The sequence below is a fragment of the Photobacterium damselae subsp. damselae genome (genome assembly GCF_038086725.1).
Classification (GTDB): domain Bacteria; phylum Pseudomonadota; class Gammaproteobacteria; order Enterobacterales; family Vibrionaceae; genus Photobacterium; species Photobacterium damselae.
Genome location: NZ_CP146970.1, coordinates 2,303,092 through 2,316,856, shown reverse-complemented (window position 1 = coordinate 2,316,856; position 13,765 = coordinate 2,303,092). Strand labels below are relative to the sequence as shown.

The 13,765-nt window shown below is 42.0% G+C and carries 11 protein-coding genes; 2 read left to right on the top strand and 9 right to left on the bottom strand.

Going from position 1 to position 13,765, the window contains the following annotated elements:
• Positions 1–19 precede the first annotated feature (19 nt).
• The gene (locus tag WAX86_RS10300; RefSeq protein ID WP_005298370.1) at positions 20–1,342 is read right to left on the bottom strand and encodes a Na+/H+ antiporter family protein; all 1,323 of its coding nucleotides are present in this window, start codon (positions 1,340–1,342) and stop codon (positions 20–22) included.
• Positions 1,343–1,634: 292 nt separating this feature from the next.
• On the opposite strand from WAX86_RS10300, the gene WAX86_RS10295 reads away from it, so the two are divergent.
• Entirely contained in the window at positions 1,635–2,240 is a 606-nt protein-coding gene (locus WAX86_RS10295; RefSeq protein ID WP_341488750.1) for a peroxiredoxin C, read from the top strand.
• A gap of 83 nt (positions 2,241–2,323) precedes the next feature.
• On the opposite strand, the gene WAX86_RS10290 is transcribed toward WAX86_RS10295, so the two are convergent.
• The 3 genes from WAX86_RS10290 to rnt form a co-directional block, all read right to left on the bottom strand.
• Positions 2,324–4,720 (bottom strand): VolA/Pla-1 family phospholipase, encoded by a 2,397-nt coding sequence (locus tag WAX86_RS10290; RefSeq protein ID WP_341488749.1) that lies wholly within the window; start codon positions 4,718–4,720, stop codon positions 2,324–2,326.
• A gap of 23 nt (positions 4,721–4,743) precedes the next feature.
• Positions 4,744–5,988: an outer membrane protein transport protein gene (locus WAX86_RS10285; protein ID WP_065172676.1), complete on the bottom strand. Its 1,245-nt coding sequence runs from the start codon at positions 5,986–5,988 to the stop codon at positions 4,744–4,746.
• A 299-nt stretch (positions 5,989–6,287) separates the two neighbouring features.
• Positions 6,288–6,953: a ribonuclease T gene (gene rnt / locus WAX86_RS10280; protein ID WP_069531771.1), complete on the bottom strand. Its 666-nt coding sequence runs from the start codon at positions 6,951–6,953 to the stop codon at positions 6,288–6,290.
• Between the two features lie 169 nt (positions 6,954–7,122).
• Here rnt and WAX86_RS10275 point away from each other — a divergent pair, with 169 nt between their 5' ends.
• The gene (locus WAX86_RS10275; RefSeq protein WP_065172657.1) at positions 7,123–8,016 is read left to right on the top strand and encodes an OmpA family protein; all 894 of its coding nucleotides are present in this window, start codon (positions 7,123–7,125) and stop codon (positions 8,014–8,016) included.
• Positions 8,017–8,101: 85 nt separating this feature from the next.
• On the opposite strand, the gene nth is transcribed toward WAX86_RS10275, so the two are convergent.
• From nth to rsxC, 5 genes are all read right to left on the bottom strand, one after another.
• Positions 8,102–8,749, bottom strand: a complete 648-nt coding sequence (gene nth, locus WAX86_RS10270) for an endonuclease III (RefSeq protein ID WP_065172656.1) — start codon at positions 8,747–8,749, stop codon at positions 8,102–8,104.
• A gap of 73 nt (positions 8,750–8,822) precedes the next feature.
• Positions 8,823–9,509, bottom strand: coding sequence for an electron transport complex subunit E (locus WAX86_RS10265; RefSeq protein WP_115426491.1), 687 nt, complete (start codon positions 9,507–9,509; stop codon positions 8,823–8,825).
• Between the two features lie 2 nt (positions 9,510–9,511).
• On the bottom strand, positions 9,512–10,144 hold the full coding sequence (rsxG, locus tag WAX86_RS10260) for an electron transport complex subunit RsxG (RefSeq protein WP_151170730.1): 633 nt from the start codon (positions 10,142–10,144) through the stop codon (positions 9,512–9,514).
• An 8-nt stretch (positions 10,145–10,152) separates the two neighbouring features.
• Positions 10,153–11,211 (bottom strand): electron transport complex subunit RsxD, encoded by a 1,059-nt coding sequence (rsxD, locus tag WAX86_RS10255; RefSeq protein ID WP_081313159.1) that lies wholly within the window; start codon positions 11,209–11,211, stop codon positions 10,153–10,155.
• Entirely contained in the window at positions 11,205–13,763 is a 2,559-nt protein-coding gene (gene rsxC / locus WAX86_RS10250; protein ID WP_341488748.1) for an electron transport complex subunit RsxC, read from the bottom strand. Before rsxC ends, rsxD begins: the two co-directional genes overlap by 7 nt.
• Positions 13,764–13,765 lie beyond the last annotated feature (2 nt).

Genomic DNA, 13,765 nt, shown 5'->3' with positions numbered 1-13,765 from the left:
TGGATGGATTTTTTGATGATTATAGGATCATCGAAGCAATCCAGCCAGCAGCAATCAGTGGTAGATTGTAGTGAATAAAGGTTGGCACTACGGTTTCCCAAATATGCTCGTGTTGACCATCAGCATTAAGACCTGATGTTGGGCCTAATGTGGAATCAGAGGCCGGAGAGCCTGCATCACCAAGAGCGGCAGCAGTACCTACGATTGCAATTGTTGCCATTGGAGAGAACCCAAAAGACAAGCATAAAGGCACATAAATGGTTGCTAGAATTGGAATTGTAGAAAATGAAGAACCAATTCCCATAGTGACCAGTAAGCCAACAACAAGCATAAGTAGAGATGCCAACGGCTTGTTATTACCAATAATCGCTTCCAGTGAGTTTACTAGGCTTTCCACACCTCCGGTTGCTTTCATTACAGAAGCAAAGCCTGCTGCGGCAATCATAATAAAGCCAATCATAGCCATCATATGTACACCTTTAGTGAACACATCATGGGTCTCTTTGTATTTAATTACGCCGGTTACCGTAAAGACCATAAAGCCAACTAGACCACCAATAATCATTGATGAGCTGTAAATTTGTGCGCCAAGTGCAGCCAAAATAGCGGCTATAGCAACATAAACGTGCTTCATATTGATCGTTTTATGTTCTGGCTCATTGGCTAAAATTTTGGCCTCAGAGTATTCACGAGGTTTGCGGTAACTGAAAAAGACCGCAATCAGTAAACCGGTGACCATACCCATAGCTGGAAGTAGCATCGCGATAGGCACTTGGTTTGCTGCCACATCAAGGCCGTTATCGTGCAGGTTTTTTAGCAGAATATTATTTAGGAAAATACCACCAAAGCCGATTGGCAGCACCATATATGGAGTCACTAAGCCAAACGTTAATACACAAGCAATTAAGCGGCGATCCAATTTTAGTTTCGCAAATACATGTAGTAGCGGCGGGATAACAATTGGAATAAAGGCGATATGCACTGGAATAGCATTCTGCGAAGAAATGGCTAAAAGAAGCAAAATGGTTAAAACGCTGTATTTTACTCCGGTAGCAGCAGCGGCATTTTCATGACCACTGATACGTTTGATAACTTTTTGCGCAAGAACATCGGTAATGCCAGAATGTGAAATAGCAACAGCAAAAGTACCAAGCATGGCATAACTAAGTGCTGTTGTTGCACCGCCACCAAGTCCATTTTGGAAAGCAGTAACCGCATCAGTGAGGGACAAGCCGCCAATCAGGCCTCCCACAATGGCACTGAATGTAAGCGCTACTACGACATTGACTCGCAATAATGCAAGCACCAGCATGACGCAGACCGCAATAACTACTGGGTTCATAAGTATTCGATCCATCCGTTGTGTTGGGTCATTTGTGATATATACCCGATTGACTATGCCAAATTGCGGCAATAATCACGGTATTTTTTATTTTATGGCAGTCAAAATGCAGCCAATGAATCCAGTTTGCTTAAATTTTTTCTGATGTCGAGGAAAAATTATGTTTTGAACTGAGTTTTATTGACTTTGTTTATTTGTAATCGTGATTTCTTTGTACTATTTTGAAGTGGTATTGTTTTTTATAACAATAAGTTAGTTGTAAATATTATCAATTCAGTTAATGGAGTTAACTATGGGTGTTTTAGTAGGTCGTCCTGCCCCTGACTTTACCGCTGCTGCTGTTTTAGGCAATGGCGAAATCGTTGATAGTTTTAATCTTGCTCAACATATTCAGGGTAAACCTGCGGTTGTGTTCTTCTATCCACTCGATTTCACTTTTGTTTGTCCATCCGAACTTATTGCTTTTGATAAGCGTTATAACGATTTTAAAGAAAAAGGCGTTGAAGTTATTGGCGTATCGATCGACTCTCAATTTTCTCATAACGCTTGGCGCAATACAGCAGTAGAAGATGGTGGTATTGGCCCGGTTCAGTACCCGTTAGTTGCTGATACTAAACATGAAATTTGCCAAGCTTATGATGTTGAGCATCCAGAAGCGGGTGTGGCGTTCCGCGGTTCTTTCTTGATCGATAAAGAAGGTATGGTACGTCATCAGGTAATCAATGACCTGCCTCTTGGTCGTAACATTGATGAAATGCTACGTATGGTGGATGCACTTCAATTCCATGAAAAACATGGTGAAGTGTGCCCAGCTCAATGGGAGAAGGGTAAAGAAGGTATGAACGCATCTCCTGAAGGGGTAGCGAAGTATCTGTCTGAGCATACCGAAGATCTATAATATCTCGGTTATTGTTTGATATTGGGATAAAACAAAGGCTAGCGAGTGCTAGCCTTTTTGTTTGATGCTTTATCTAGAGCTCTTTATGGTTGACTATCTAGAACAGAGTGATTGCTGATAGTGAGTTCTTTACCATTGCTGCTGATAAAGGAATGTACCTCTGATTGCATTTCTGCAGTAACTGCTCCACTTGGAGTAGGGTTTAGAAGTGAAGAGTGGCCTCCTGCATTAAATAGAGCGGCATTTCTTACAACCGTGTCCTTAATGGGTACTGTGGTTGGAGTGAGTGCCAATGTTTTTAATAGTGGAGTAGTGCCTGTAAATGGTGAGTATGGTACTGGGATATCTGTGCTTGCTACCGTTTGTCCTAACGGTGTGTAGTTAGGGATAACCTGATCATTTTTCACCTGTGCTAAGTAAACCGGCAGCTCTTTAGGCACAAACGCAGAGTGATTGATTGGGTCAACTGTATCCATTACCGTCTGTGCCGCAAAGGCAAACTGATTAAATGAAGCATAAAGTGCTTGTAGTGTTGCTAGTGATTCTGGAGTCCCGTCATTGATGAGTTTATTTTGATACACCGCATAGCAAACGCCTAAATTAGTGTTACCACATTGCGCAGCAAACTGTTTATCGACACTTGCAACAATGCTGCCTTTGATCAGAGAACTAAATTCTTGTGAGTTCAGTAGTAGATAAGGAATTTCAGCACCTGGGTTTGCAAGAGCCACGGCATCGATATTAAAGAAAGTTTGATCTGCAACTTCATTGCCAATAGAGCGGTTTGCAATATTAGCTACATCAACACCAGTAATCGCCCCTAATGAGTGACCAACAAAATTAACGCCTACAGTAGGGTTTAATCGGTTTAACACCCCTAAACTTGCAATGGACTCTGGAGCTTGGGCCATTTGAGCAAAGATTTTACCAATGGATGCTCTAAGGTTTATCACATCCGTCACACTTTGGCGCAAGTTGTCGCGAGCAACGGTTAGGGATGCAAGGTTTAGATACATGGATGGATTTGTTGCTGCGTTTTGACCAGCAACACCACGATCGCCATGCAGAGGGTGATTGATGGCAAAAATAGCTCGACATTGGTCACCAATTAACTGATCTGCAAGAGTGGTTTTTATCTGCGTATCTTTGCTGTTTGTTACACCGTGTTGATAAATAGTAACTGCATTTGTGAGCGGTTGTTGGCATTCCGCTTTGGTTGGTAGTACCAGAGTATACTCAAATGTTTGCACAGATTTAAGCTCTGGTACTGGGCTGTAACGAGTAATGATTCGTTGTGGATCCAGTTGTTTTCCGTCAGCCAGTGTTATTTTTGCTCCTGTTAAGGCGCTTAACACACGAACTTGTGCTTTTGGATCGGTTCCAACAACTGCCAAATCTTGAGGATCGACACCAAGATCATTTAATTGTTGTTGAACGGCCTGTTTATCAGCATCGCTACCATGAGTCAGTACATATTGGATTTTAGCCAAGCTTGGCATACCACTTTGCCAAGGTGTGGTTAAAAAATGATCCGGACGAATATCAAGATAGTAAGGTAGGGTTATATTACCTTTATAAATTTCACCTTTACCCTCAACAGTTTTTCCAGCGTCAGTTGGTAAATCTATTTTAAACAGAGAGCTAAGCTGTGATGGCGTGATATCTTCTGCTTTTGCAGTACCTTTCCAAACATTCTCAGCACCATTTTGTATTGCAAGAGCGGTAGCTGATTTTGCTGCAAACAACACATCACCAACCGATGCAGTTGTAAACCATGATGAAAATATGATCTTAGATTTATCAACACCAACTTGAGCAAATTCATTTTCAGTGGCATGAGTAATCGCTTGTGCTGGCAGCAAGGCACTTGATGGAGGTGGTGTTGTTGCTTTTATTGCGGCATAAGAGTTACTCATACCTACGGGATTACCTTTACTATCAAGCAGATCGTTAGTAACTGCAAACATATAGTTGCTTGCTGGATCTAACGGTTTAAGTAAGATTGCAGTTAAAGTATCACCTGAAATCATTACTTGATAATCAACACCTGCAACCAGCTCTGTTGGTTGTGTTGTATCGGCTTGATTGGTTGGATCGCCTGATTTGATAAGATGGAAGCTGTTATTGCCCGTTGTTGGGTCAAGTGGGTTACCAGTAAAGTTAATTTGAATTGGTTGACTGGTACTCCAACCGTCGGTTTCGCCCATAGCAACGAGAGGATCTCCTAAGTTAGTGGGATCGACTGCGCTACTTTCAACACTTAAGGTCCCATCTTGTTGATCCATTGCCAGATAAGTTGGCATGACAATGATAGGTGCCGTTGGGTTAGATATAATATCAAAATTAACTTTGGTTTCAGCTTTTAAGCTATCAGCAATATCTGGATTTACTGTTGGTGTTCCTGTGGTTTTACTGTCACCACCACACGCTGTCAGTCCTAAGCTTGCTGCGATAATTAAAGCTAAATAGTGTTTTTTCATTGTAGTATTCCTCATTAATTTACTTAGAACTTATAGTTAGCTTGAACGGCAGCAAGGTAAGCTTTACCTTTAGACGTGAAAGTACTGCTATCTTCGGTAAATGTTGCTTCAGAGCTGTAAATAAATGAGAAACCAGCATCAAATGATAGATGTTGATTGTAGTGGTAAGTCGCTCCCGCTGAGTACCAGTAGCGATCAGTATCAGGAATACTCAGTGTTGGTTTGCCTGCCTGCTCATCAAAAGCAAAGCCTGCACGTAAAGTCCATAATGGATTTAGTGTATAAGTTGTACCAATTGCCCAACGATATGTATCATCGTAGTCTTCTTCTTTTAATAAACAGACGCCAGATTGGCCATTATAGCCAGGTTTACATTCAGAACTGGTTGCACGCAATTCTTTAAATTTACTGTACTGAGTCCATTGTAAGCTGTAATGAAGAGCCCACTGTTTATTTAGTTGATGGAAGCCTGAGAATTCAGCTATAGCTGGAAGTGGAACAGATAAGCTACCGGTAATGGTATTATTAGGTTTACCTGTAATGACACCTAGATAATCGGTGAAATCACCGTCAAAATCTAAATCTACTTGAGAACGATAGCTTAGGCCAAAACGGTTATTCTCATTAAGCTCGTAGAAAGCTCCGATGTTCCAACCCCAAGCCCATGTATCACCTTCCATACTAATTGTCTTATCACTTGGATTAGAACCTGGAACGGCGATAGATAAACTACCTAGATGGCGGTTGAGTTCCGCTTTACCATAAACAAGGCTAACACCACCACCAATACTTAATTGCGGAGTGAGTTTATAGGCAATACTAGGGTTTAGATTAACAGTGAGAAGAGAAGTTTTTCCCGCTAGCGAGCCTGCATTAAAGTTAGTTGGGTAGTCCGTTGTTACACCATAGTTTGAGAACATGGCTAAGCCTACAGCGAGTTGATCATTCACTGGATGAACATAATAACCGGCAGGGACAAAAGCGATAGGAGCAACATCTTCTGCGCCTTGATCCCAAGTATGGTCATAAATATCAATCGAAGGATTAATAACACTGAGTGCGCCAGAAAATTCAGCTTGCTTAAAGTGGGTCATGGCAGCTGGGTTTCGGCCAATAACTGAAGCATCGTCAGCGATAGCGGCTTCACCAGCAAATGCGCGTCCTAATCCTGATGCCGAATGCTCTGATACCTGAAAACCTGCGGCATAGGATTGCGATGATAATAAACTGGCAATCGCTAAGCTGATATAGCGTTTTTTTATAGACATGAAACTGCCTCTCTTATATTTATTTAGCTTCTTGTTTGGATCTTCCATGAAGAGATCATTATTGTTTTTTTTAGCCAGAATTTTTGTTATCTGCCTAATCTACCTAGTATAAGTATTGCGAGAGGGAATGTTAACTTGTTGTAACCTTATATTGATAAAGCTCATGTTATTCGCACAAGCTTTATTCGTTTTCATGTTTAAAACGTGTGTTTGATGGGAGTTTTCTAATATTTTGACGAAAAAAAAGCCCGATAAATTCGAGCTTTAGAAATAGAATTAGATTCTAAATTGTTGATGTTTTAATCGTTTTGATTTTCTTCTGTTTCATCATCAACAAGAGGCCAACCGCCCAATGCTTTCCATTTGTTAACAATCTTGCAAAATAGTTCAGCAGTACGTTCTGTGTCATATAATGCTGAATGAGCCTCTTTATTGTCAAAAGGAATATTCGCGGTCTGGCATGCTTTCGCTAATACGGTTTGACCTAGAGCTAAGCCACTTAACGCTGCGGTATCAAAAGTGGCAAATGGATGAAACGGATTGCGTTTTAATTTTGCCCGTTCTGCGGCAGCCATCACAAAGCTGTGATCGAAATTCGCATTATGTGCAACCATGATGGCACGAGAACAGTCAGCATTTTTCTGCTCTTTACGAATTTGTTTAAAGATTTCTTTTAACGCTGTTTCTTCAGAGACAGCGCCGCGAAGAGGACTAAAAGGGTCACGGATACCATTAAATTCAAGCGCTTCTTTATGCAGAATAGCCCCTTCAAATGGCGTTACATGAAAATGGATCGTGGTTGCTGGATGTAGCCAGCCATCGTCATCCATTTTTAGTGTGACAGCACAAATCTCTAATAAGGCATCGGTTTGAGCATTAAAACCTGCTGTTTCAACATCGATAACAACAGGGAAATACCCACGAAAGCGGCTTTTAAGGCTATTGAATTCGTTATTTTGGCTCATGACACAATTTATGTAGATAAATGGATCGTTAATTATACCCAAACTACTCTAAGATGCGAATTGGCGACATGAAATCAATAGTCAGTATGAGTGTATATTAATCATTAAAGTTCTTATTTGTTTGGCCGATAAGAGTAGGGAATCTCGGTAAATAAATACAGTGAACGTTATGACTTGGTATCAAAAACAGTTAACAATAATAAGTCGTTGTCTCTTATGCTGCGGCTTATTTTTACCATTACCAAGTTTTGCCGTAACCCAGTATTTGGCTAAACCGTCCCAGTCTCAGTGGCAGTTAAAAACCAAGACCCAGCTTGAATGCCAGTTGGTACATCAAATTCCAGGTTATGGCTTGGCGCAATTTGTCTCTAAAGCGGGGAAAAAAATCAATCTGGATTTTGAGATCGATTTATATCGTTCGACAGGACAGACTGCAAATGTAAATTTGGTTTCAATGCCTGCTCGTTGGATGCCTGGCGATGCTGCTCAGCGAATGTTAAAGCTGAAATTCTTTAAGCAATTTAATGGTTATGTTGGCGGAAAAACAGCATGGACTATGCTATCTGAATTGGAGCGAGGACGAAATCCTACTTTCAGTTATCGAGATTGGTATCATAGTAATCGTTATATCGATGTCGGCTTATCTGCTGTTGCATTTCAAAAGCCTTATCAAGAGTTTAATCAGTGTTTGAATCAACTCCTTCCTTATAGCTTTGATGATATATCTTTCACTATTTTGCACTATGATAATGATAGCGAAGAACTGAATGAGCTATCACAAAAGCGATTGATGCAAATTGCTGATTTTGTCCGTGCTGCAAAAGATGTTGATTTAGTGCTGGTGGCAACATATACCGACTCTTTTGGGACCAAAAATGAGAACCAAGACTTGTCTGAACGTCGTGCGAATAAGCTTCATGAATACTTTATTTCTTTAGGATTACCACCAGATCGAATTAAAGTACAAGCCTTTGGTGAGAGACGAGAAATTGCCGATAACACTACACCTATTGGCCGTAATCTAAATCGCCGAGTCGTGATCTCTTTAGGACGCAGTTTGTAAAAAAGCCCTTACTTTTTGATTTATAAATAAGGGCTTAAATGTTGGGGGATATTGTCTAGCATTGAAACGCTTTGGGTATCAAGGGTTATTTACCTTCATCGGGATAAACTTTCTCTTTATACTCACAAAGATCTTCGATAATGCAACTACCACAGCGAGGCTTACGGGCGATACAAGTGTAACGGCCGTGGAGAATCAGCCAGTGGTGGACATCTACTTTAAATTCGGCCGGCACCACTTTTAAGAGTTTTTGTTCTACCTGATCAACATTTTTACCTTCGGCAAACTTTGTCCGATTACAAACTCGAAAAATATGCGTATCAACGGCAATTGTTGGCCAACCGAAAGCGGTATTAAGGACAACGTTAGCTGTTTTTCGCCCAACACCTGGAAGTGCCTCTAAAGCTTGGCGATCTTCGGGTACTTCACCATTGTGTTTGTCTAATAAAATGCGACATGTTTTTATCACATTCTCAGCTTTCGTATTAAAGAGCCCAATAGTCTTAATGTAGGTTTTTAGGCCGTCAACACCCAAATCAAAGATAGCTTGCGGAGTATTAGCAATAGGATAAAGCTTATCGGTTGCTTTATTGACACTCACATCAGTTGCTTGTGCCGAGAGCAATACGGCAATGAGTAACTCGAAAGGTGTTGACCAGTTAAGTTCGGTTTGTGGATGTGGATTTTCAGCGCGAAGACGCTCGAGAATTTGAACTCTCTTTTGATTATTCATGACTTTGCTTCCAAGCGAAATGATGGTGTCGCTATTACGGGTTATTATTAGCCATAATGCGACACCTTTATCTTTATTCTGATGTTGATACGGTTTTAGCTTGTTGCTCTACCGCATGTTTCTTATCTTGCTGCTTTTTATCTATGACATTCTTCAGTGCGATCATTAGGCCAACACCAAAGAAAGCCCCTGGTGGTAGCATCGCAAGTAAAAAGCCATTGTCGTAGTGAAACACTTCAATTCGTAGCGATGATGCCCAACTGCCCAGTAGACGATCTGCGCCATCAAATAATGTACCTTTACTGAGCAATTCTCGCATGGCACCCAGAATGACAAGAGCAGATGTCATACCTAAACCCATCCACAGGCCATCGAGTACTGCAGGTAGAGGCTTATTTTTGGATGCAAAAGATTCTGCACGACCAATAATGATACAGTTGGTAACGATAAGAGCGATGAAAATACCTAATGATTTATATAATCCATAAGTATAAGCATTCATAAGAAGCTGAACACATGTTACTAATGCGGCAATGATCATCACAAAGACAGGAATACGGATCTCGGAGGGAACCACGTTACGAATCAAAGAGACAATAAGGTTGGATCCGACTAATACCATAGTGGTTGCTAGACCTAAACCTAGCGCGTTAGTTACGGTTGCAGAAACGGCTAATAATGGACACAACCCCAGCAGTTGAACAACAGTTGGGTTGTTATACCATAGACCATTTTTCATCAGTTCAGTATTCGTTGACATTATTACTCTCCTGAACAATTTAGTGGCTGGTTAAGGATCTTGTCTTTATTTTGATCCCAAAACAGCGACACATTCTTTACCGATTTAACCACAGCTCGTGGGGTGATGGTTGCTCCTGTAAACTGATCAAACTCGCCACCATCTTTACGAACGTGCCAAGCAGGGTCATTTTCACCTTTTACTTTTTTGCCGTTAAAACTGTAGATCCAGTTACTGACTGACGTTTCAATTTTATCGCCTAATCCAGGTGTTTCATTTTGTTGTAGAACACGGACACCTGTAACGACGCCATCCATATTTAAACCTACAATCAGTTTAATTGCGCCACTATAACCATCAGGTGCGATCGCTTGGATAGCAATACCCACAGGTTTCCCATCCTTAGTTGCAATATAAGCAGGCTCTGAATCATTCGTACCTAATCGAGGCAAATCTTTGACCAAAGTACAGCTTTTATAAAGAACATTATCATGGCTTTGGGCTGGAACAACTTGGTTCAAGATATCCATGAGTTCGATTTCTTGTTGTTTAGCGATACGCCCTTCAGTGAGAAGGTGAGTAATGGCCACTAAACCTGTAGCAAGCAGGGCAAAGAGTGCCAAGATGCCACCATTTTTCTTCATTGCTTGAAACATATTACTTCCTATCGAGTGTGGCCGTATGTACGAGGTCGAGTGTAATAGTCGATCAGAGGAACACACATATTTGCGAGTAGTACACTGAATGCGACACCATCAGGGAAACCACCATGAGTTCGAATGAGGTATGTCATAACACCAATGAATGCACCAAAAATTAAGCGGCCTTTGACTGTTGTTGATGCTGTGATAGGGTCAGTCGCAATAAAGAAGGCTCCTAACATGGTTGCACCAGAGAACATATGAATCAGTGGTGAAGCATGTTGGGCTGGATCAACCACATAGCCAATGCTACTTGCAATAAAAAGACCTAGCAGCATGCTAACCGGGATATACCATTGAATTATTCGCATCTTAAGTAGAATAAGACCACCTAATAAGAATCCAAGGTTTACCCACTCCCAACCAATACCTGCAAAAGAGTCATAAACAGGTTTAGCCATAATATCGACAGCATGCATACCTGTTGTGAGTGAAGTTTTAAAAGTATCAAGAGGTGTTGCCATCGTCACGCCATCGATTGATAGACGAAGTTGTTGAACACTGTAACCATCTTGTGTAAAGCCAGTAAAGATGGCCATGATACTATCTAGCATTGAGGTCGGATTCGCACTCAGAGATGAGGGCGGCAACCAAGTCGTCATTTGTACTGGGAACGAAATTAGCAGTACCACATAAGCAACCATGGCTGGGTTAAATAGGTTTTGACCTAAACCGCCATAAAGATGCTTAGCGATGACAATAGCAAAAATTACCCCAATAACCGTTAACCACCATGGTGCAAGTGGTGGAATCGAAATACCAATTAATACGCCCGTAAGTAGTGCCGAATTATCTCTTAGGTAAGGAACAATAGGGCGCTTACGAAATTTGAGTACACAAGCTTCAGCAAGTACAGAAACCGTTGAGGCCAGCAGTACTTGAATGAGCGTTCCGATACCAAAGAAGTAGGTTTGTGCCGCAATACCAAAAGCAGCACAAAGAATCACGGTTCGCATGATAGCACTTGTGCTTTTTCGACTATGCGCGTGTGGTGAGCTAGCAATATTAAACACGGCTAACATTCCTCATTTTGTTGTTCTTTTGCTGCTTGTTGAGCAGCTTTACGAGCTTTAGCGCGAGCCACAGCCGCGGCAACCGCGGCTTTTTTCGGATCGCTTTCAGTACTAGTTGCGTGAGTATCTACTTCAGTTTTCTCATTTTGCGCCTGTTGCTGAGCGGCTTTTCGAGCTTTAGCGCGAGCTACAGCAGCGGCAACCGCGGCTTTTTTCGGATCGCCTTCAGTACTAGCTGCGTGAGTATCTACTTCAGTATTCTCATTTTGCGCCTGTTGCTGAGCGGCTTTTCGAGCTTTAGCGCGAGCTACAGCAGCGGCAACCGCGGCTTTTTTCGGATCGCTTTCAGTACTAGTTGCGTGAGTATCTACTTCAGTATTCTCATTTTGTGCCTGTTGCTGAGCTGCTTTCCGAGCTTTAGCGCGAGCCACAGCAGCGGCAACCGCGGCTTTTTTCGGATCGCTTTCAGTACTAGTTGCGTGAGTATCTACTTCAGTATTCTCATTTTGCGTCTGTTGCTGGGCGGCTTTTCGAGCTTTAGCGCGAGCTACAGCAGCGGCAACCGCGGCTTTTTTCGGATCGCTTTCAGTACTAGTTGCGTGAGTATCTACTTCGGTTTTCTCATTTTGCGCCTGTTGCTGAGCGGCTTTTCGAGCTTTAGCGCGAGCCACAGCAGCGGCAATCGCGGCTTTTTTCGGATCGCTTTCAGTACTAGTTGCGTGAGTATCTACTTCGGTTTTCTCATTTTGCGCCTGTTGCTGAGCTGCTTTTCGAGCTTTAGCGCGAGCCACAGCAGCGGCAACCGCAGATTGTTTCTCATCTACAGTGGAAGCGTCTGTCTGTTTATTTTCAGCCTGCGCAGCTTTACGTTCTCTTGCCTGACGTTTTCGTTCTTCACGAAGTTTTGCCATTTCACTATTATCAGGAGTCTCGTTTCCTGCTTGTGCTGATGCCGTTTGCTTCGCTTTTGCTCGAGCAATTGCTGCAGCGACTGCTGGTTTAGGTTCATTAGCCTCACTCTTAGCCGCTTGTTTCGCTTTAACTCGAGCTATAGCTGCGGCTACTGCATCATTACCACCGGTTGATGCCATCTCTTGGCGGCGATCGTCCGCTGCTTTCTTAAAGCGATTTTCCCGTTCTGCTTTATCTCGTTCCATTCGAGCTTGTTTGGCTTCAAAACGTTGGCGTGCACGCTCTGCATTGATTTCGTCTTGTTTTCGAGCCCAAATCTCAGCTTTTGCTTGGCGATAATATTGAACTAGAGGGATCTCACTAGGACAGACATAAGCACAAGCACCACATTCAATACAATCAGATAGGTTGTACTCTTCACACTTGTCGTAGTCTTTATCTTTTGCGTACCACTGCAATTGTTGTGGTAGCAATGATGAAGGGCAAACATCGGAACATGATGAGCAGCGAATACATGCCATTTCATGAGTATGAAGTGGCAGTTCTTTACGGCTAGGAGTTAAAATACAGTTCGTGATTTTAGTTATTGGCACTTCAGGGTGGGGCAATGTAAAGCCCATTAAAGAACCACCAATAATGACACGAGGATATTTCTTATCTGCTTTATAACCATAAGTATCAAGTAAATAGGAGACAGGGGTACCTAAGCGGGTAAAATAGTTACCACGTTGACTAAAAGCATCGCCAGTGAGTGTGACTACACGTTCAATCAAGGGTTCTCCATTGACAATCGCGCGCTTAATAGCAAAGGCTGTACCGATATTCTGCATAATAACGCCAACAGATGTTGAACGAGAACCAGAAGGTACTTCGCGACCAGTTAAAATTTTAACTAATTGTTTAGAGCTGCCTGATGGATATTTAGTTGGGACAACACGAATAAGAATATTATCGCCATCATGAACGTGTTGTTCGAGCGCTTTGATCGCGTCAGGTTTATTATCTTCAATTCCGATAATGGTTAATTGTGGTTTAACAATATGACGGAGAATTCGAACGCCTTCGATAACCTCTTCCGCATAATCCTGCATCAAGCGATCATCTGCGGTAATATAAGGCTCACATTCGGCCGCATTAATAATTAGAATATCAACTTGGCCTAAACCACCTTGTAACTTACGAGCGGTAGGGAAGCCTGCGCCACCTAAACCTGCAATACCATTTAAGCGAATGATATTTATCAGATCTTCACTGTTTTCTAATTCATAATCCGCAATAGGGTGTAAATCAAACCACGAATCTTTACCATCAGGTTTGATTACAATACAGAGATTACTCAGACCTGAAGGGTGTGCTGTTGTGCGCTCTTCAATGGCAGTAATTGTGCCTGAAGTTGAAGCATGAATTGGCACACACATTGCGATATCGCCTTGTGTGAGTGGTTGGCCTTTATAGACATAATCACCAACATTGACGATGATATCGCCCTTTGTACCAATATGCTGTTTTAATGGCAGAACAATCTCGTGGGGAATACCAGCAAAGGCGATTGGAGCTTGGCTTGATTGCGCTTTATTTTCTGCTGGATGGATACCACCATGAAAATCCCAAAGCTTGCCATGTTTTATTTGTTCGATAATTGATTGCATGA

Excerpts from the sequence above, each read along its gene's own strand:
- WAX86_RS10300 (WP_005298370.1), bottom strand. The coding sequence starts at position 1,342 with ATGAACCCAGTAGTTATTGCGGTCTGCGTCATGCTGGTGCTTGCATTA.
- nth (WP_065172656.1), bottom strand. The coding sequence starts at position 8,749 with ATGAATAATCAAAAGAGAGTTCAAATTCTCGAGCGTCTTCGCGCTGAA.
- rsxG (WP_151170730.1), bottom strand. The coding sequence starts at position 10,144 with ATGTTTCAAGCAATGAAGAAAAATGGTGGCATCTTGGCACTCTTTGCC.
- WAX86_RS10265 (WP_115426491.1), bottom strand. The coding sequence starts at position 9,509 with ATGTCAACGAATACTGAACTGATGAAAAATGGTCTATGGTATAACAAC.
- WAX86_RS10290 (WP_341488749.1), bottom strand. The coding sequence starts at position 4,720 with ATGAAAAAACACTATTTAGCTTTAATTATCGCAGCAAGCTTAGGACTG.
- rsxD (WP_081313159.1), bottom strand. The coding sequence starts at position 11,211 with ATGTTAGCCGTGTTTAATATTGCTAGCTCACCACACGCGCATAGTCGA.
- WAX86_RS10285 (WP_065172676.1), bottom strand. The coding sequence starts at position 5,988 with ATGTCTATAAAAAAACGCTATATCAGCTTAGCGATTGCCAGTTTATTA.
- rsxC (WP_341488748.1), bottom strand. The coding sequence starts at position 13,763 with ATGCAATCAATTATCGAACAAATAAAACATGGCAAGCTTTGGGATTTT.
- rnt (WP_069531771.1), bottom strand. The coding sequence starts at position 6,953 with ATGAGCCAAAATAACGAATTCAATAGCCTTAAAAGCCGCTTTCGTGGG.
- WAX86_RS10295 (WP_341488750.1), top strand. The coding sequence starts at position 1,635 with ATGGGTGTTTTAGTAGGTCGTCCTGCCCCTGACTTTACCGCTGCTGCT.
- WAX86_RS10275 (WP_065172657.1), top strand. The coding sequence starts at position 7,123 with ATGACTTGGTATCAAAAACAGTTAACAATAATAAGTCGTTGTCTCTTA.